The 17,378-nt window shown below is 70.0% G+C and carries 16 protein-coding genes and 1 pseudogene; 8 read left to right on the top strand and 9 right to left on the bottom strand.

Features of this window, described 5'->3' with window-relative positions; translation table 11 throughout:
• Positions 1-1,489: flavin monoamine oxidase family protein (locus ABT381_RS29780; protein WP_351599681.1), on the top strand; the 1,489-nt coding region annotated here is incomplete at its 5' end.
• A gap of 7 nt (positions 1,490-1,496) precedes the next feature.
• On the opposite strand, the gene ABT381_RS29775 is transcribed toward ABT381_RS29780, so the two are convergent.
• Positions 1,497-2,531 (bottom strand): LacI family DNA-binding transcriptional regulator, encoded by a 1,035-nt coding sequence (locus ABT381_RS29775; RefSeq protein ID WP_467754836.1) that lies wholly within the window; start codon positions 2,529-2,531, stop codon positions 1,497-1,499.
• Positions 2,532-2,650: 119 nt separating this feature from the next.
• On the opposite strand from ABT381_RS29775, the gene ABT381_RS29770 reads away from it, so the two are divergent.
• Positions 2,651-3,811, top strand: a complete 1,161-nt coding sequence (locus tag ABT381_RS29770) for a beta-1,3-glucanase family protein (protein WP_351599679.1) — start codon at positions 2,651-2,653, stop codon at positions 3,809-3,811.
• A gap of 62 nt (positions 3,812-3,873) precedes the next feature.
• Here ABT381_RS29770 and ABT381_RS29765 read toward each other — a convergent pair whose 3' ends face one another.
• The 6 genes from ABT381_RS29765 to ABT381_RS29740 all read right to left on the bottom strand — a co-directional run bounded on the left by ABT381_RS29765 (position 3,874) and on the right by ABT381_RS29740 (position 8,082).
• Entirely contained in the window at positions 3,874-4,878 is a 1,005-nt protein-coding gene (locus ABT381_RS29765) for a protein-L-isoaspartate O-methyltransferase family protein (protein ID WP_351599678.1), read from the bottom strand.
• A 15-nt stretch (positions 4,879-4,893) separates the two neighbouring features.
• On the bottom strand, positions 4,894-5,313 hold the full coding sequence (locus ABT381_RS29760) for a lasso peptide biosynthesis B2 protein (RefSeq protein ID WP_351599677.1): 420 nt from the start codon (positions 5,311-5,313) through the stop codon (positions 4,894-4,896).
• The gene (locus ABT381_RS29755; RefSeq protein WP_351599676.1) at positions 5,310-5,597 is read right to left on the bottom strand and encodes a PqqD family protein; all 288 of its coding nucleotides are present in this window, start codon (positions 5,595-5,597) and stop codon (positions 5,310-5,312) included. The genes ABT381_RS29760 and ABT381_RS29755 overlap by 4 nt, the downstream gene beginning before the upstream one ends.
• Entirely contained in the window at positions 5,590-7,389 is a 1,800-nt protein-coding gene (locus ABT381_RS29750; RefSeq protein ID WP_351599675.1) for an albusnodin/ikarugamycin family macrolactam cyclase, read from the bottom strand. The genes ABT381_RS29755 and ABT381_RS29750 overlap by 8 nt, the downstream gene beginning before the upstream one ends.
• A gap of 71 nt (positions 7,390-7,460) precedes the next feature.
• On the bottom strand, positions 7,461-7,613 hold the full coding sequence (locus ABT381_RS29745) for a hypothetical protein (protein WP_351599674.1): 153 nt from the start codon (positions 7,611-7,613) through the stop codon (positions 7,461-7,463).
• Positions 7,614-7,626: 13 nt separating this feature from the next.
• Entirely contained in the window at positions 7,627-8,082 is a 456-nt protein-coding gene (locus ABT381_RS29740; RefSeq protein WP_351599673.1) for an ATP-binding protein, read from the bottom strand.
• A 203-nt stretch (positions 8,083-8,285) separates the two neighbouring features.
• Here ABT381_RS29740 and ABT381_RS29735 point away from each other — a divergent pair, with 203 nt between their 5' ends.
• From ABT381_RS29735 to ABT381_RS29720, 4 genes are all read left to right on the top strand, one after another.
• On the top strand, positions 8,286-9,452 hold the full coding sequence (locus ABT381_RS29735; protein ID WP_351599672.1) for a helix-turn-helix transcriptional regulator: 1,167 nt from the start codon (positions 8,286-8,288) through the stop codon (positions 9,450-9,452).
• Positions 9,449-10,189 (top strand): 5-formyltetrahydrofolate cyclo-ligase, encoded by a 741-nt coding sequence (locus ABT381_RS29730; protein WP_351599671.1) that lies wholly within the window; start codon positions 9,449-9,451, stop codon positions 10,187-10,189. Before ABT381_RS29735 ends, ABT381_RS29730 begins: the two co-directional genes overlap by 4 nt.
• A 275-nt stretch (positions 10,190-10,464) precedes the next feature.
• Positions 10,465-10,722, top strand: coding sequence for a hypothetical protein (locus ABT381_RS29725; protein WP_351599670.1), 258 nt, complete (start codon positions 10,465-10,467; stop codon positions 10,720-10,722).
• Positions 10,723-10,725: 3 nt separating this feature from the next.
• Positions 10,726-11,688 carry a phosphotransferase family protein gene (locus tag ABT381_RS29720; RefSeq protein WP_351599669.1) on the top strand — a complete coding sequence of 321 codons (963 nt, stop codon included), beginning with the start codon at positions 10,726-10,728 and terminating at the stop codon, positions 11,686-11,688.
• A 300-nt stretch (positions 11,689-11,988) separates the two neighbouring features.
• Here the strand turns inward: ABT381_RS29720 and ABT381_RS29715 are convergent.
• Positions 11,989-12,207: pseudogene (locus ABT381_RS29715) on the bottom strand (AzlD domain-containing protein); the annotation flags it as partial.
• A 265-nt stretch (positions 12,208-12,472) separates the two neighbouring features.
• Positions 12,473-14,287 (bottom strand): glycoside hydrolase family 15 protein, encoded by a 1,815-nt coding sequence (locus tag ABT381_RS29710; protein ID WP_351599668.1) that lies wholly within the window; start codon positions 14,285-14,287, stop codon positions 12,473-12,475.
• Positions 14,288-14,706: 419 nt separating this feature from the next.
• On the opposite strand from ABT381_RS29710, the gene pyrG reads away from it, so the two are divergent.
• Both pyrG and ABT381_RS29700 read left to right on the top strand, forming a co-directional pair.
• Positions 14,707-16,386: a CTP synthase gene (gene pyrG / locus ABT381_RS29705; protein WP_351599682.1), complete on the top strand. Its 1,680-nt coding sequence runs from the start codon at positions 14,707-14,709 to the stop codon at positions 16,384-16,386.
• 81 nt (positions 16,387-16,467) lie between these two features.
• Positions 16,468-17,094, top strand: coding sequence for an NUDIX domain-containing protein (locus ABT381_RS29700; RefSeq protein ID WP_351599667.1), 627 nt, complete (start codon positions 16,468-16,470; stop codon positions 17,092-17,094).
• Positions 17,095-17,378 lie beyond the last annotated feature (284 nt).

Genomic DNA, 17,378 nt, shown 5'->3' with positions numbered 1-17,378 from the left:
CGTCGTCGCGCTCGCCGCCCCGGCCACCACCGCGGCGGCCGCCGGGCCCGCGCGCCCGCCGCGGTCCGCCGCCACGCCCCGGATCGCCGTCGTTGGCGCGGGCATCGCGGGCCTGACCGCCGCCCTCACCCTCCAGGACGCCGGACTGCCCTGCACGCTGTACGAGGCCGATCCCGCCCGTGTCGGCGGGCGGATGTACACCCAGCGCGACCACTGGGCGTACGGCCAGACCTCCGAGATCGGCGGCGAGCTGATCGACACCGAGCACAAGAAGATGCAGGAACTCTGCCGCCGCTTCGGCCTGCCCCTGGAGGACTTCCTCGGCGCGGGTCCCAACGGCGCGGAGGAAGTCCTCTGGTTCGACGGGACCTACTACCCGCGCTCCCGGGCGGACGAGGACTTCAAGGCCGTCTACCAGGCGCTGCGCCGCGACCTCCAGGAGGCGGGCGAGGTCACCTGGGAGCAGAGCACGCCCGCCGGCACAGCCCTGGACAACATGTCGATACGGGAATGGATCGACTCCCGGGTGCCCGGCGGGTACGCCTCGCGCCTCGGGCAGTTCATCGACGTCGCCTACAACGTCGAGTACGGCGCCGACACCACCGACCAGTCCGCGCTCGCCCTCGTGCTGCTCATGGGCTACCAGCCCAACCCCGGCCGGTTCAACGTCTGGGGGCTGTCCGACGAGCGGTACCACATCACCGGCGGCAACGACCGGCTGCCGAAGGCCATCGCGGCCGCGCTGCCCGCCGGGACGCTGCGCGCGGGCTGGTCGCTGACGGCCGTCGCCGCGCGCTCCGACGGCACCCAGACCCTCACCTTCAGCGACGGCGGCACCACCCGCACCGTCACCGCCGACCACACGGTCCTGACCGTCCCGCTGCCCGTACTTCAACGCCTGGACCTCACCGGGGCCGGCTTCGACGCCCGGATGACGAACCTGCTGCGGGACGCCCGGATGGGGTACTGCACCAAGCTCAACATGCAGTTCAGCGCCCGGCCGTGGCGCGGCACGGGGCCCTGGCCGGGCGTCAGCTCCGGCGACTGCTTCACCGACCTGGACGCGCAGCAGACCTGGGACACCACCAAGGCCCAGCCCGGCACCGGCGGCATCCTCATCCAGTACGGCGGCGGCAGCCTCGCCCACGCGCTGACCCCGGCGGGGCCGTTCTCGACGGAGACCGACCCGTACGTACGGGACCTGGCGCAGCGCCGCCTGACGGACATCGAGCGCTTCTTCCCCGGCACGAAGGCCGCCTGGACCGGCCGGGCGCAGCTCTCCGCCTGGCACCGCAATCCGTACGCACTGGGCGCGTACTCGTACTGGCCGGTGGGCTACCTCCACCGCTACGCGGGCTACGAGGGCGTCCGGCAGGGCAATGTGCACCTCGGCGGCGAGCACACCTCGTACGACTTCCAGGGGTTCATGAACGGCGGGGCGACGGAGGGCGAGCGGGCTGCCCGTGAGGTGATCGCCGACGTGACGTGAGGCACGGCTAGCCGGAGTCGCGGACGATGAGGGTGGCGGGCGTGACGACGGGGGAGAGGTCCGCGTCGCCGGACGCCAGCCGGCGGAGCAGGAGGCGGGCCATCAGACGGCCCATCTCCTGCACGTCCTGGCGGACCGTGGTCAGCGGCGGGTCCGCCCAGGCCGCCGGGGCGAGGTCGTCGTAGCCGACCACGGCGACGTCCGCCGGCACCCGCAGGCCGCGCGCCCGCAGCGTGCGCAGCGCGCCCGTGGCCATCAGGTCCGAGCAGGCGAAGACGGCGTCCAGATCCGGTACTCGGTCGATGAGTTCGGCCATGGCCCGCTCGCCGCCCTCCGCCGTGAAGGAGCCGTCCGCGATCAGCAGCGGATCGGCCGGGGCGGGCGCCAGCGCCTCGCGGTAGCCGTCCAGCCGGTCCTGGGCCGAGGTCTGGTCCAGCGGCCCGGTGATGACGGCGATCCGGCGGCGGCCGCGGGCGAGGAGGTGGCGCACGGCCTGCCGGGCGCCGTCCCGGTTGTCGGTGTCGACGTACAGCGGGCGGGCACCGGGCCGGCCCTCGTCGGACCAGTCGGGGCGCCCGCCGAAGACCGTGGGCAGCCCCGAGGCCGCGGCCATCGCGGGCAGCGGATCGGCGCGGTGCAGCGAGAACATCAGCGCGCCGTCGACGTGCCCGCCCGACAGATAGCGGCCGATGCGCTCGTGGTCGCGGTCGCTGTCCACCATCATCAGCAGCAACTGGGTGTCAGCGGCGCCCAGTTCGCGGCCGATGCCGCGCAGCTGCTGGGCGAAGAAGGGGTCGGAGAACACCCGGGTCTCGGGCTCGGCGATGACCACGGCGACGGCACCGGTGCGGCGGGTGACGAGCGAGCGCGCCGCGCTGTTGGGGACGTACCCGAGCTCGGTGATCGCCTGCCGGACCTGCTCGCGGATCTCGGCGCGGACGCCGGGGCCGCCGTTGACGACGCGGGAGACGGTGGCGCGGGAGACGCCTGCCAGGGCGGCCACCGCCTCCAGGGTCGGCCGGGGGCCACCGGGCACGGACATCATCCAACTCCTTTTCCACCGCAGTGGGTTGACGGTACCGCCGGAAGTGGGCAAGGTGACCCTACTCGAAATGAGAGCGCTCTCACACCTCCCTCCTTCCCCCCACAAGGAGCCATCTCGTGATCTCTCGTCGCACCCTGCTCGGCGGCCTCGCCGCGGGCGCCGCCGCTTCCGGACTCGCCCTCACCGGACACGCGAGCGGCGCCCCCGGCCGCACGAAGGCCGCCGCCCTCCCCCTGGAAATCGTGAACACCTCCGGCGAATTCACCAATTCCTCGGTATGGATCTACATCGTCGGCAACGACGGCACCCAGCAGGTCCGCGTCACCCCCGAAGGCGAACTGAAGCCCGTCGCCGTGTCCGACAACGGCTCCGACGGCTTCACCGACTACGCCATCCCGCTCGCCGCGAGCGGCACGACAACCCTGACCCTGCCGAAGATGTCCGGGCGGATCTACACCGCGCTCGGCGGCAAGCTGAAGTTCAAGGCCGTCGAGGACGGCAACGGCAAGGCGGCGCTGGCCTACCCGGCCGGCTGGGTGGACTCCGACCCCAACTTCGGAGTGCTGCACGACTGCGCGGAGTTCACGTACAACGACGGCGGCATGTACTGCAACACCACCATGGTCGACATGTTCAGCGTGCCGCTGGCGATCCAGCTGACCGGCGCGAAGGACCAGCGCACCGGCACGCTCAAGGACGGCGCCCGCGACAAGATCTTCGCCGGCCTGGCGGGCGTCGAGGGCTTCGGCGACCTGGTCGTCGACGACAAGCGCGTCATCGCCCCCGGCCACGGCCTGGACAGCGGCCGCTTCGCCAAGGACTACCTCGCCCCCGCCATCGACGAGGCGTGGTCGGCGTACGCGTCCAAGGACCTCAAAATCACCACCAACGCGGGCACGTTCACCGGCCGCGTCTCCGGCGACCGGCTCTCCTTCACCGGCCCGGCGAGCGTCTCCTTCGCCAAACCCACCACCCGCGACGTGCTCTTCTGCGACGGCACCCTCGCAGCCCCCAACGACGGCACCACGGGCCCGGTCGCCGCGATCCTCGGCGCCGCCCTGAACCGCGCCACCCTCACCTCGCACCCCGACCAGCCCACCACCGACCCCGCCGCCTTCTACCAGCAGCGGCTCGCCAACCACTACGCCAAGGCGATGCACGACGCGACCCAGGACGGCAAGGCCTACGGCTTCGCCTTCGACGACGTAGCCGGCTTCGCCTCCTACATCGAGGACGGCGCCCCCAGCAGGATCAGGCTGACACTGACGCCGTTCTGAGCGCGGGCATCGCGACGATGAGGCACAGGCCGGGGCTGCCGGGAACGTATCCGGGTCCCGGCCTAGGCGTTGGCGCTGACGCGAGGGCGCCAGAAGTCGCCTTCACGCTGGAGGTGCGCCTGCAGTTCGTGGGTGCGGGGAGCGCCGGCCTGCTGCCAGTGGTGGATCAGGGCGCGGAGTCTTTCGAGTGCTGGGGAGTCCGATCGGTCGGCGATGAGGAAGTCGTCAGAAGCGATGGCGGCGTGGCTGGTGCCGCCCGGGGCCGTGCAGCCGACGCCGGTGCCCTGGTCGAGGGTGGCTTCGAGGAGGCCGTCCGGGGCGGTGGCGAGGAGCCAGTTCTTGAAGTGGAAGTAGTCGGAGCCGGGCGTTGGAGTGGAAGCGATGTGTGGGGTCTCGGTCAGGGAGGTGAGGAGTGCGGTGGCAGTGCTCTGGTCGTGTTCGCCGAGGAGGGCGAGTGAGCGGTCGGGACGCTGTGGGTGGACGGTCCGGGTGATGGCGTCGAGCGGACAGGCAGTGATCATCGGGGTGTATCCGCCATGGTGGATCTCGACCGTGTGCGGCTCGTGATGGCCGTCGACGGTGACGCGGGCGATCGCATACGCGCCGGGCAGCGGGGAGATGCGTACTCCGCACAGGAGGATGCCGCCGGGCTTGAGCTGCTGAAGCCAGGCGTCGGGGATGGCGGGTGGGGTGGTGCCGACGAGGACGCGGTCGTACGGGGTGCGTGACGGGTGGCCGAGAAGGCCGTCGCCTACGACGACGGTGACCTTGTGTCCGTGCTCGGCGTAGAGGGCTTCGGCGCGCTGGGCGAGGTGCGGTTCGATTTCGACGGCCGTGACGTGTCCCTCGGGGCCGACGAGGTGGGCGAGGAGAGCGGCGGAGAGGCCGGAGCCGATGCCGATGTCCATGACGTTCGCGCCGGGCTGGACGTCGAGCATGCGCAGGTGGCGGTGGGTGACCGCGGCGGGCGTGCAGGGGCGTACGGCGCGGCCGTCAGCGCCGTGGAATTGTGCGGCCGGTACGGCATCGACGGCGCGGTCGAGGGCGGTCCGGGGGATGTCGGGCATCGAGCGGTCCTCGGGTCAGATGCGAAGAGTGGTGTGGAAGGGGCGATCAGGAGTGTTCGGCTCGCCGATGGGCTGGGCACCGGCTTCGATCCAGGCGTGCGATTCGCAGGGGTCGAAGCGGCAGCCTATGCACCAGTCGACGGACCGGCCGTGCAACGCCGAGTGGAGAACGGCGGCAAGGGACATCTCCAGGCATGCGGCGCGGCTGGGGAAGAACTGACTGGCCCAGTCGCGCGCGGCGACCGTCTTTGTTGCCTCTGCCGGTGTGGCGGGGCGCCCGGTGCATCGTTTGGCGATACGGGCGGCGGCCAGGGCGACGCGCAGCGGGGCCAATTGCACCAGCGCCGTGGCCACGGTGAGCGTGGTGACGGCCGCGAAGCGGTCGCGGACCGGCGGACGTCCGGTGCGTTCGGGGACGGCCATCGGGATACTCACCGGAGCCACCGCCGGCGACCGGGGATGCGGAGCATGCCGCGCTCGTACAACTGTTGTGCCAGGACTCGCATGTCGGCGCGTACCTGGTCGGGGTCGGCCCGATAGTGGCCGGCCACAGCGGCCGCGGCATCGTCTACGGTCGAGCCGTCGGTCAGGTGTCGCCACCACAGGGCGCCGGAGGCGGTGAGCGCGTACCACCGCCCCCGGCCACGGAGGTCGAGGAGCATGCCGCCGTGTTCGGTGATCGTGGCGTGCACGCTGGAGGCCGGGCGGGGGTCAGCCATGGGAGACCTCTGGTGTCGTGTGGGTGGCCGGGCGTGTGCGGTGTTGATGCAGCCAGAGTTCGGCGGCGATGAGCGCTTCGAGGGCGGCCAGCCGGCCGGGGACGCCGACCGCCAGGCGGTCCAGTTCGGTGCGGGCGGCGGAGGCGTCGATCCACCCTTCGGCGGCGAGTTCGCTGTGAGCCAGAAGGCTGTGCAGGGTGTCGGTGTTTCGGCGAAGCCCGGCGTATGCGTTGCCGTCGTACGCGCCCTTCGTCCGGCGCCGCAGTAGCCAGTCGGGTACCAGGCCCTGGAGGGCCGCGCCCAGCAGCGGCTTCTGGACGATGGTGGAGGCGCGCGCGGCCACCGGCACGGCCATGGCGGCGCGCACCACGGCGTTGTCGAGGTAGGGCGCGTGATGGGGCAGGCCCAGGGCGTGGGCCTGGTTGCGCAGTTCCGCCTCGTACGTGCCGAACTCGCGCAGCTCCGCCCAGGCGCGGTGGCTGCTCGTGCACTGAGGCTGGACGGCGCAGTGGTCGGCCGCTGCTTCGGTGCGCAACGAGAGGTAGCGGCGGGCATCGGGGGTGAGCCAGGCGCGGAGCCCTGAGGCCATGACCCAGTGCAGGCGGGCCGGAGGCGCCGGCCGTGCGGCCGCCGGGTCGGTGGCAAGGTCTCGGGCCAGCCGGCGCAGGGCCGCGGCATGCGTGGTTCGGGACAGCCGAGCCGCCGCGGTGACGACCGCGTACACCGGAAGATGACGCAGCCTGGCCCGCGCCAGGCAATGGCGGAGCAGAGCCGGGATGCCACGGGAGCGGGCGAGGTCCGCGAGGTAGGAGGGAGAGGCGGCGAGCAGGGTGTCGGCTCCGGAACCGGTCAGGTGCACGTCACTGCCGTACTCGATACACGGGCGCTGGTAGGCGGCGCGCATGCGCCATCGCGCCGCGTCGGGGAAGGGCTGGTCGGTGGCAGGGGCTTCCAGGAGCTCGGCGAAGAACACGCCTTCGGCGTCAGACACGAGTGTGTGATGCACGGCTGGCCGTCCTGCTGCGGCGCGCTGGGCGTAGCGAACGTCATCGTTGAGGCTGGTGGCGTCCGCGTCGGTAACCGCGAGTACATCGGCGTGCGAGGTGTCCGCCGCCAGCAGTACCAGTGAGGTGGAGTCGAGGCCGCCGGAGAAGTCCGCGGTGAGCTTCTTGGCCGAGCGTGCCCGGGTGGTGACCGCGGTGACCAGTGCGTCGCGCAACTCGCCTGCTGCGTCGGTGAAGGGCAGTGTCCGGGGCTCCTCGTACGGGTGAAGGGAGTGCCGGCCCCGGCGGTCGACGACCAGGGCATGGCCACCCGGCAGCCGTCGGATGCCCGCAAATGCGGTTCCGGGTCCGGTGATTTCGGGAACGGTCGGGCACAGCAGACGTGCGGTCATCGAGGCGTGGTCCACCGCCGCCCCGACGCGATGGGCGAGGGCTCGGGCCGACGTCGCCCACTGGGTACGGCCTGTCGCCTCGCTGAAGTAAACGGGCCGCGTACCGGCCAGGTCGGTGATGACAGCCGTCAGCCAGCCGTCATCGGCCACGACCCAGTAGCTGCCGGGCCATCGAGTCAGTGCCGACCACTGCCCGAGGCGCACGGCACGCAGCCCCTCGCGGAGCTGCCGTTCGTCGGCGTAGCAGTTCCCGATGACGGCCAGCTGCAGCTTCCCCTCGCTCACGACCCGGCAAATGCTGGAAGGGAGAGGGCCGCGCAGGACGGGGGCCTGTTCGCCCGGCCAGAGCCGCGGTGAGCCGGCCAACGGCTCGCCGGGACTGATGAGATGAAACATCTTGTCCTTTCCGCGTCGCTGCCGGGGTCGGGCAGGGGCTGTCCGGCCCCTGCCCGACCCCGACGCGCGGCTTACTCGAAGTAGCGGCCCTTGTCGGCACTGTCCTCGGCGTACTTGCCGAGAGTCACCTGGGATACGACATCCAGCTCGATCAGCTGAGGGGCGCGGTATGCCTGCGCCTCGGGCGCCACGGGACGCTTTTCTTCGGTCTTGTGATCGGTCATGAAGGCCTTCCTTTCATCGATGGGTTGTTCTGCCGCTGCCGAGCGCTTCGACAGGCTGGGTGCGGACTTCGAACTCCGCCCACACAGCTTTGGACTGTTCCGACAGGTCGATGCCCCATGCTTCGGCGCAGTCCGAGACCAGGAGCAGTCCTCTGCCGGAGTCGCTGCTGTCCTCCGGCTTCCGTATCCGGGGCATCCCCGGCCCGTAATCGCGTACCTCTACGCGAAGGACGTGGCCGACGGCCGACAACACGACCCAGAATCGACGGACGTCGTTGCCACCGTGCAACAGGGCGTTGGTGGCAAGTTCCGATACGCACAGCTGGATGTCGTCGTGTCGCTCGGCCACGCCCCAGTCCGTCAGGGTGTCCAAGGCGAACTCTCGCGCCGCGCACACCGCGACAGGTTCGCGGTCGAACGCCCGCCGCCTTGGCTGTGGCCGCCAGGCGGCGCGTGCAGGGGGTGCCATGACCTCTCCGTCCCGGGGAGTGTCCTCGTCCGTTCGGTGGACTCTCGGTGGGCATCAAAGAAAGCGCCTCGAGGGTCCGCGAACCAGAGCAGAATTGACGCACGTACGAGGCATCCACGCCGCACAGCAGGGCATGACCTGTGGCGTTGAGGTCCTCCAGGAGCCGTCTCCACAGGCCGCAGAGAACTCGAGAGGATCGGTCCATGGCGCTCAAACGGCACGGATTCGTTCGCCGCCGCCGCGCGGTGGGCTTTACTCAGGAGAGCCTGGCCGAGGCGATGAATGTGGAGCGTTCCACCGTTTCGCGCTGGGAGTCCGGGAAGGTGTCACCGCAGCCGTATGTCCGACCGCGGCTCGCCGCCGTGCTGCAGGTGAGCGTTGAGGAACTGAGCGATCTGCTGGCAGTGACCGCTGAGGACGAGCCGCCCTCCACAGGGCGCACCCACTATGCGATGCGGTACCCCTCGCGGGTCGATCTGGTGACCGCCGCCGAGTTGCGAGGTGGCTTGCAGGCCCTCGCGGATCGCTACGACCAAGTGCCCTCGGCCACCTTGCTCGCGCAGGCGGGACAACGAGTCAACCAAGTCGCCTTTCTGGCGGGCGAAGCGCCGGCGGGGCGTGTGCAGCGTGAGATGCGGATGCTGCACGCGGATGCCGCGCTCTTCATGGGGCAGCTCGTCTGGGATGCCTCGCAGCGGCATGACCACGGCACGGCGCGGTCGTATTATGCCCAGAGCCTGGAGGTGGGGCGCCATGTGCGTGACCGCGCCGCGGAGGGCCACGCTCTTCTGCGTACCTGCTACGTGGCGCTCTATGGGGCCAATGACTACCGCGAAGGGCTCGATCTTGCCCTGGAGACCGCCCGTACGACCCGCTGCACCAGCCATGTACTCACCGGTCTGGCCATGCTGCACGCTGCCGAAGCACACGCTTTCCTCGGCGAGAAGTGCGCATGCGAACGGGCTCTGGCGGGGGCTGAGCGTCACCTCGAGCAGGCCGACAGCACGGACGCCGCATACGATCTGCTGTCCCCGACCCACTTCGGCCGGATGGCAGGCTCCTGCTATCTGACGCTGGGCGACCACCCAAGAGCGCAGCGCTTTTTGGAGGACACCGCAGCCGAACTGCGAGACCGGCGCAAGTCCCGGGCGATCGTCCTGGGGAACCTCACGCTCTCGCGGATCCGCGAGGGCCGGCTCGATGCCGCGCTGGCCGGATTCACCGAGGCCGTGACAGAGCTGCACGGCACGCGCGGAGGTGGTGGAATGAACATTGTCTTCCGCGCCGCCCGCGAGCTGCGGCCCTGGAGAAGCGAGCCCGCAGTGCAAGAAGCACAGGACCGGCTCATGGCATTGATGGAGGCAGCGTGAAGGGCAGCGGTGTGCACGCACAGGTGGACCAGGACAAACAGCGGGTGCGGGAACGGGTCTGGGAAGCGCTCGACGCCGCCGAGGCAGTCCACGATGCCACCGCACACGGCCGTATCCCGAACTTCAAGGGCTCCGACGTGGCCGCCGACCGCCTCGCCAACCTGCCCCAATGGGCAGCCTCACAGGTCATCAAGGCTGTGCCTGACAAGGCCCAGCTCCCGGTGCGTGCCCGTGCGCTGGCCGAGGGCAAGACGGTGTTCATGGCTGTGCCCAAGCTCGCCGACCCACGTCCCTTCTACCTGCTGGACCCGGCCGTCCTCACCGTCCCGCCCGCCGAAGCGGCATCGAGCAAGGTAGCCGCGACCATTGCCCCGAAGATTTACGTCGAAGCGATGAAGCCGGTCGACATGGTCGTGGTCGGCAGCGTCGCGGTGAACCCGGCCGGAGTCCGCATCGGGAAGGGAGCCGGCTACTCCGACCTGGAGTTCGCCTTCCTGATGGAGGCCGGGCTCATCGGCCCGGGGACGGTCGTGGTGACCACCGTCCACGCACGCCAGGTACTCGACGAGAAACTCCCCGCCACTACCCATGACTTCGGCGTCGACCTGATCGTCACACCCGACGAGATCATCACGTGCCGCACCCCGCATCGCCCGGCCGGGCTCATATGGGAAGACCTGGCGGCCGAAAAAATCGCCTCCATCCCTGCTCTCGCGGCCCGGGCTCCCGGCCACTGAACCAAGAGGCGCTCGGCTTGCATTGGAGCTGCTGCGCTCTGCCTCGGTGGAGCTGGAGTTGCTCAGCACGTTGTGAAATCCGACGACGGCACACGCGGAAAGGGTTGTCGCACAACTTCTGACGGCCACTGTGTATTCGTCGGCGGGCGAGTTCACCTCGGCCGGGACTGATGTGAAGTCCGAGGTGCCGGCCTGTACTGAACCAGCCACATCCGGCCCCGAAGGGCCGCTGGCGCTGACGGCGGCAGGGTAGCTCTGGCGGCACAGAAGATGCTGTGAACCGCATCAAGAAGATCAAAAGGCAGCTCTACGGGCGTGCCGGATTCGAACTGCTTCGCAAGGTGATCCTGCTTCAGTGGCCGATCGTGACGGCTCCCCGCGATATGCCAGGAACGGGGGTTTTCCAGGCTGTGGCCACGGCTCGATACGAGTGCGTGAACGGTGCCTGCGGCAGCTGCGAGAGGAGCAGAGCGGTGTTGCTGTCGCCGCTAATGAAAGCTTTCACGCGTGCCGCCGTCCGGATGATGGGGTGAACGGTGACTAACCACGATGAGGTTGCGGCTGTCCGGCCGTTGACACTGGCTTGGGCAAGCCGGCACCTGGAGGCCGGCGAACGGATTGTCGGAACCGAGGCGCTGCACGGCGGCATCACCGCCGAAATGCGGAGGCTGACCGTCGGCACGGGGGACGGAGGCGCTCGTGACCTGGTGCTGCGGAGTTTCGTCGACCCGTTCTACGTGGAGCGCGCCGAGGACTGGCTGAACAGGGAGGCCGACGCCCTGACCATGCTTGCGGGGACCGGTGTGCCGGCTCCTGGACTGGTCGCGGTTGATCCGACCGCCGCGCATTGCGAGTATCCGTCGCTTCTGATGACACATCTGGCGGGCGGGACGGCCCTCGATGATGAGGGATTGGAGGCGCGCGTTCCTCTGCTGGCCCGGCAACTCGTGGCAATCCACGCGTTGCGGCCCGCCGAGCAGCCCCGGGAGTATGTGGCGTTGACGACAGCTGACACCGTCGTGGTTCCGGAGGGCGCCGACGCGGCGGTATGGGCCGCAGCGATCGATGTGATCCGCAAGCCCGCGCCGCCCTACGAAGGGCGATTCCTGCACCGGGACTTCCAACCCGGCAACGTACTGTTCGAGGAGCCGCCCCCACGGCCGGCACATGCCCGGATCGCCGGCGTCGTCGACTGGGCAGCGACGTCTTGGGGCCCGGCGGATCTCGATGTGGCGCACTGCTCGACCAATCTCGCGCTGCTGCACGGCCCGGCGTGGGGTCTGCGGTTCGCTGAGGCGTATGAGGAGGCCGGCGGGGTGCTGGCCCCGGCCGCGAGCGAGCGGTTGTATTGGCGGGTGCGGGACGGGCTGGCGTGCTCAGAAGAAGTGCAGCAAGTGGCGCAGCCATGGCGGGAGGCAGGCAGGACGGAACTGACGACGCGAGCCGTGGAGGAGCGGCTGGACGCCTATGTCACCGCCCTGATGGACACCTCTGGCTGAGCCAAAGCAGTCCGGGGCAGGGAACACGGCAGCAAGCGCCTGGCCCGGTTGCCACTTCCGGCAGCGGAGCCGATCGCGCTCCCGCACCGAGGCACCCCCGAATACGGACTCCCTCCCGGCCGACAGCTTTGCGACGCCTCCGAACCGAACGGCAGTATTACTCACCGTAACGACTCCCCAAGATCTGTGCCAGAGCGGAGATTCGGCAGCAGCTGTTCACGCTTCGGGCCAGCACTTCAGTTGAGTCGTGTCCGATGTTTACGAGAAGCGGTAGCACCGGGCGGCTGCGTCAGGTGGGCTTCAGGAGGCGAAGACCGTGCTGGCCAGGATCACGTGGGCGGTCGTGCCGCCGAGGATGCTCAGCAGCGCGTTGCGGCGCCACAGGTGCAGGCCGATGGTGACGGCGAGGGCGGCCAGTGGGGCCAGAGTGCGTGTGTGGATAAGGGGGAGGTCGCGCAGGCAATAGGCGAGGAGGATCACCATGATGCCGACGGGCATGCGGGTGCTGAGGTACTGGAGTCGCCGTAGCCGACCAAGCTGCCTGCGAAGCCTTTCTCACCGGCAAGCTCAGCTGCCTGCCCGCCGTCCTCCGCCTCGGATCCCACCTGACCATGAAGGAGATCAATGCCAATCCGTAAGAGCGGCCCGCGACAACTCACCGCCGACTATCGCCGAGCCGGAGGGCCGGCGGGCGAACCGCCGGCGCCGCGGCCGGGCCCGCCGGCGGTCCACCAGCGATCGTCATCCGGCTCCGTGACACCGTTCAAGAGCCGTCAGAAACGGCCTAGCCCCCGTACGCCCCACTCGCCGTAAGGCGCAGGGCCGTGTCGATCAAGGGGACGTGGCTGAAGGCCTGGGGGAAGTTGCCTACCTGGCGGCCGGAGTGGGAGTCCCATTCCTCGGCCAGCAGGCCCAGGTCGTTGCGGAGGGAGAGGAGCTTTTCGAAGAGTTTGCGGGCCTCTTCGACGCGGCCGATCATCGCGAGGTCGTCGGCGAGCCAGAACGAGCAGGCCAGGAACGCGCCCTCGTCGCCCTCCAGGCCGTCCACGTTCGCCTCGTCGGCGTCGGCGGAGGTGGGGTAGCGCAGGATGAAGCCGTCGGGCGTGGCCAGCTCGCGCTGGATCGCCTCGATCGTGCCGATGACGCGCTTGTCGTCCGGCGGCAGGAAGCCCATCTGCGGGATGAGCAGCAGCGAGGCGTCCAGCTCCTTGGAGCCGTAGGACTGGGTGAAGGTGTTGCGCTCCGGGTCGTAGCCCTTCTCGCACACGTCCCGGTGGATCGTGTCGCGCAGTTCCTTCCAGCGCTCCAGCGGGCCCTCCACGTCGCCGGACTCCATGAGCTTGATGGTGCGGTCCACCGCGACCCAGGTCATGACCTTGGAGTGGACGAAGTGCCGGCGCGGCCCGCGCACCTCCCAGATGCCCTCGTCCGGCTCGTCCCAGTTCTTCTCCACCCAGCGGATCAGCTTGAGCTGGAGGAGGGAGGCGTAGTCGTTGCGGGCCAGCCCGGTCATGTGGGCGAGGTGCAGCGCCTCGATGACCTCGCCGTACACGTCCAGCTGGAGCTGGTCGGCGGCGCCGTTGCCGACCCGGACCGGGCGGGAGTTCTCGTACCCCGGCAGCCAGCTCAGCTCGTTCTCGCCGAGCTCACGCTCGCCCGCGATGCCGTACATGATCTGCAGGTTCTCCGGGTCCCCTGCCACCGCGCGCAGCAGCCACTCGCGCCAGGCGCGGGCCTCCTCGCGGTAGCCCGTACGCAGGAGGGAGGAGAGGGTGATCGCGGCGTCCCGGAGCCAGGTGAAGCGGTAGTCCCAGTTGCGGGAGCCGCCGATGTCCTCGGGGAGGGAGGTGGTGGGCGCCGCGACGATGCCGCCGGTCGGCGCGTACGTCAGCGCCTTCAGGGTGATCAGCGAGCGGACCACCGCGTCACGGTAGGGACCGTGGTACGTGCACTGCTCGACCCACTCGCGCCAGAAGTCCTCGGTGGCCGTCAGTGAGTTCTCCGGCTCGGGGAGCGGGGGCTGCTCGTGGTGCGAGGGCTGCCAGCTCATCGTGAAGGCGATCCGCTGCCCCGCCTCGACGGTGAAGTCCGAGTACGTGGTCAGGTCCTCGCCGTGGGTCTCGGCCGTGGTGTCGAACCACACCGAGTCCGGGCCCGCGACCGCGGCCGTGCGGCCGTCGACCTGATGCACCCACGGCACCACCCAGCCGTACGAGAACCGCATCCGCAGCGAGGAGCGCATCGCCACCCGGCCGCTGACGCCTTCCACGATGCGGATCAGCTGCGGCGCGCCGTCGCGCGGCGGCATGAAGTCGATCACCCGGGCCGTGCCGTCGGGGGTGTCCCACTCCGATTCCAGGATCAGGGAGTCGCCGCGGTAGCGCCGCCGGTCGGACGCGGGCGAAACGCCTTCCGCTTCCGCGGCCGGGCCCAGCCGCCAGAAGCCGTGCTCCTCGGTGCCGAGGAGGCCGGCGAAGACCGCGGGCGAGTCGAACCGGGGCAGGCACAGCCAGTCGACCGTGCCGTCCCGGCAGACGAGTGCGGCGGTCTGCATGTCGCCGATGAGTGCGTAGTCCTCGATGCGGCCGGCCACGTACATCTCCCGTCGAACTGGAGTGACGCCCCCCGTGGGACGTGTCGATCTTCCGTCCTGCCCTTGAAAACCCCGCCGAGCTGCTGGTCCGGTATTCGGGCGGGGGTGGTGCCGTTCCGGACGGCCCGATGCGAGTGCCCGAGCAGGATACGACGCGCACGTGACATCCGCGCGACGCTCCGCTTCCCGAGGATGGGCCGAATGGGTGGCCTGTGTCACGTCGGGGCCCGTATACGGGGAGCGAGGCATTCCGCCCGGTGCGGGCGGGAGCGACCACGCTCTGTCGCTGATAGCCTGGTACCCCGTGGACCGGTGGGCCAGGAAGAACGACCCGGCACCCCCGACCGCAGCGACGGCACCCCGAGGAATCCGGGATCGCGCCGCTCCGCTTTTCACCTCGCGACCACGGGAGCTCCCTCTTGGCCATGCCGCCCAGTGCTTTTCGAAACAGCACAGCTTCGACGACCAAGCACATCTTCGTCACCGGGGGCGTTGCGTCCTCGCTCGGCAAGGGGCTCACCGCCTCCAGCCTGGGTGCGCTCCTCAAGGCGCGGGGCCTTCGGGTCACGATGCAGAAGCTGGACCCGTACCTCAACGTCGACCCCGGCACGATGAACCCCTTCCAGCACGGCGAGGTGTTCGTCACCAACGACGGCGCCGAGACCGACCTGGACATCGGCCACTACGAGCGTTTCCTGGACGTCGACCTCGACGGCTCCGCGAACGTCACCACCGGCCAGGTCTACAACACCGTGATCGCCAAGGAGCGGCGCGGCGAGTACCTCGGTGACACCGTGCAGGTCATCCCGCACATCACCAACGAGATCAAGCACCGCATCCGGCGGATGGCGACCGAGGACGTCGACGTCGTCATCACCGAGGTCGGCGGCACGGTCGGCGACATCGAGTCGCTGCCGTTCCTGGAGACCGTGCGCCAGGTCCGCCACGAGGTGGGCCGGGACAACGTCTTCGTCGTGCACATCTCGCTGCTGCCCTACATCGGCCCCTCCGGCGAGCTGAAGACCAAGCCGACCCAGCACTCCGTCGCCGCGCTGCGCAACATCGGCATCCAGCCCGACGCGATCGTGCTGCGCGCCGACCGCGAGGTCCCCGTCTCCATCAAGCGCAAGATCTCGCTGATGTGCGACGTGGACGAGGCCGCGGTCGTGGCCTGCAAGGACGCGCCGTCGATCTACGACATCCCGAAGGTGCTGCACACCGAGGGCCTGGACGCCTACGTCGTGCGCAAGCTGGACCTGCCGTTCCGGGACGTGGACTGGACCCAGTGGGAGGACCTGCTGGACCGCGTCCACAACCCCGACCACGAGGTGAAGGTCGCGCTGGTCGGCAAGTACATCGACCTGCCCGACGCCTACCTCTCGGTCTCCGAGGCGATGCGTGCCGGCGGCTTCGCCAACCGCGCCCGCGTGAAGATCAAGTGGGTCACCTCCGACGACTGCCGCACCGCGGCCGGCGCCAAGAAGCAGCTCGGCGACTGCGACGCGATCCTCATCCCGGGCGGCTTCGGCGAGCGCGGCGTGGAGGGCAAGCTGGAGGCCATCACCTACGCCCGCGAGAACAAGGTCCCGCTGCTGGGCATCTGCCTGGGCCTGCAGTGCGTCGTCATCGAGGCGGCGCGCAGCCTGGCGGGCGTCAAGGGCGCGAACTCCACCGAGTTCGACCCGGCCGCCGCCGACCCGGTCATCTCCACCATGGCCGAGCAGCTGGACATCGTCGCCGGCGAGGGCGACATGGGCGGCACGATGCGGCTCGGCATGTACCCGGCGAAGCTCGCCGAGGGCTCCATCGTCCGCGAGGTCTACGGCGACGAGCAGTACGTCGAGGAGCGCCACCGCCACCGCTACGAGGTCAACAACTCCTACCGCGCCGAGCTGGAGAAGAAGGCCGGGCTGCAGTTCTCCGGCACCTCCCCGGACAACAAGCTGGTGGAGTACGTCGAGTACCCGCGCGAGGTGCACCCCTACCTGGTCGCCACCCAGGCGCACCCGGAGCTGCGCTCCCGCCCGACCCGGCCGCACCCGCTCTTCGCGGGCCTGGTGAAGGCCGCTGTCGAGCGCAAGACGGGTCAGGGCGCCGGTAAGTAATTCATTGGCCGGGGGATACGGTTACCGGGGTGCGGACTTTGCGGTCCGTACCCCGGTTTCTGCTTGTTTGGGAGGACGCGCATGGCCATCAAGGACACCCCCGAGGAGTGGCGGATCACCGCGACGGCGACCCCGTTCACCGGTAACAAGACCAGCGTCCGCACGGACGAGGTCGTCATGCCGGACGGCTCCACCGTGAAGCGGGACTACCAGGTCCATCCCGGCTCGGTGGCCGTACTGGCCCTGGACGACGAGGGCAAGGTGCTGGTGCTGCGCCAGTACCGCCACCCGGTACGCCACAAGCTCTGGGAGATCCCGGCCGGGCTGCTGGACGTGCCCGGCGAGAACCCCCTCCACGCCGCCCAGCGCGAGCTGTACGAGGAGGCGCACGTCAAGGCCGAGGACTGGCGGGTGCTGACCGACGTCTACACCACCCCCGGCGGCTGCGACGAGGCCGTACGGATCTTCCTGGCCCGCGATCTGTCCGAGGCGGAGGGCGAGCGCTTCGAGGTCGAGGAGGAAGAGGCCGACATGGAGCTGGCGCGGGTGCCGGTCGCCGACCTGGCGCGCGGCGTGCTGGCCGGCGAGCTGCACAACAACTGCCTGGTCGTCGGCGTGCTGTCGCTGCTGGCAGCCCAGTCGGGTGACGGACTGGAGGCGCTGCGCCCGGCCGAGGCGCCGTGGCCGGCCCGGCCGTTCGAGGCGTAAGAGCCCGGAACACCGGCTCTGGGGAGGCGGTACGGGGAGGGGGCCGGCCCCCTCCCGGAATACTCGCTTCCATTTTTGTCTGATTTACGCGGTATGTCCGCAGTGATCCACGGCACCTGTGAACTACGCTCGACGCATCCCGGCCGCAGCGGCGGCCGGCTCGTACGCGCAAGTGAACGGGAGTGTGGCCCGTGGCGGAGCAGGCGGTGGACACCGGCCGGTCGGTGACGGCGTCGGGGGCCGGACGCAGAGGAGCGGGCCGCGCCGGCGTGCCGGCGGCGACC

Origin of the sequence: Streptomyces sp. NPDC000151, from assembly GCF_040301705.1 — a bacterium.
In the GTDB taxonomy this organism is placed as follows: Bacteria; Actinomycetota; Actinomycetes; order Streptomycetales; family Streptomycetaceae; genus Streptomyces.
Note: the sequence above shows the minus strand (reverse complement) of the source record. Positions and strands in the feature narration are given on the sequence as shown.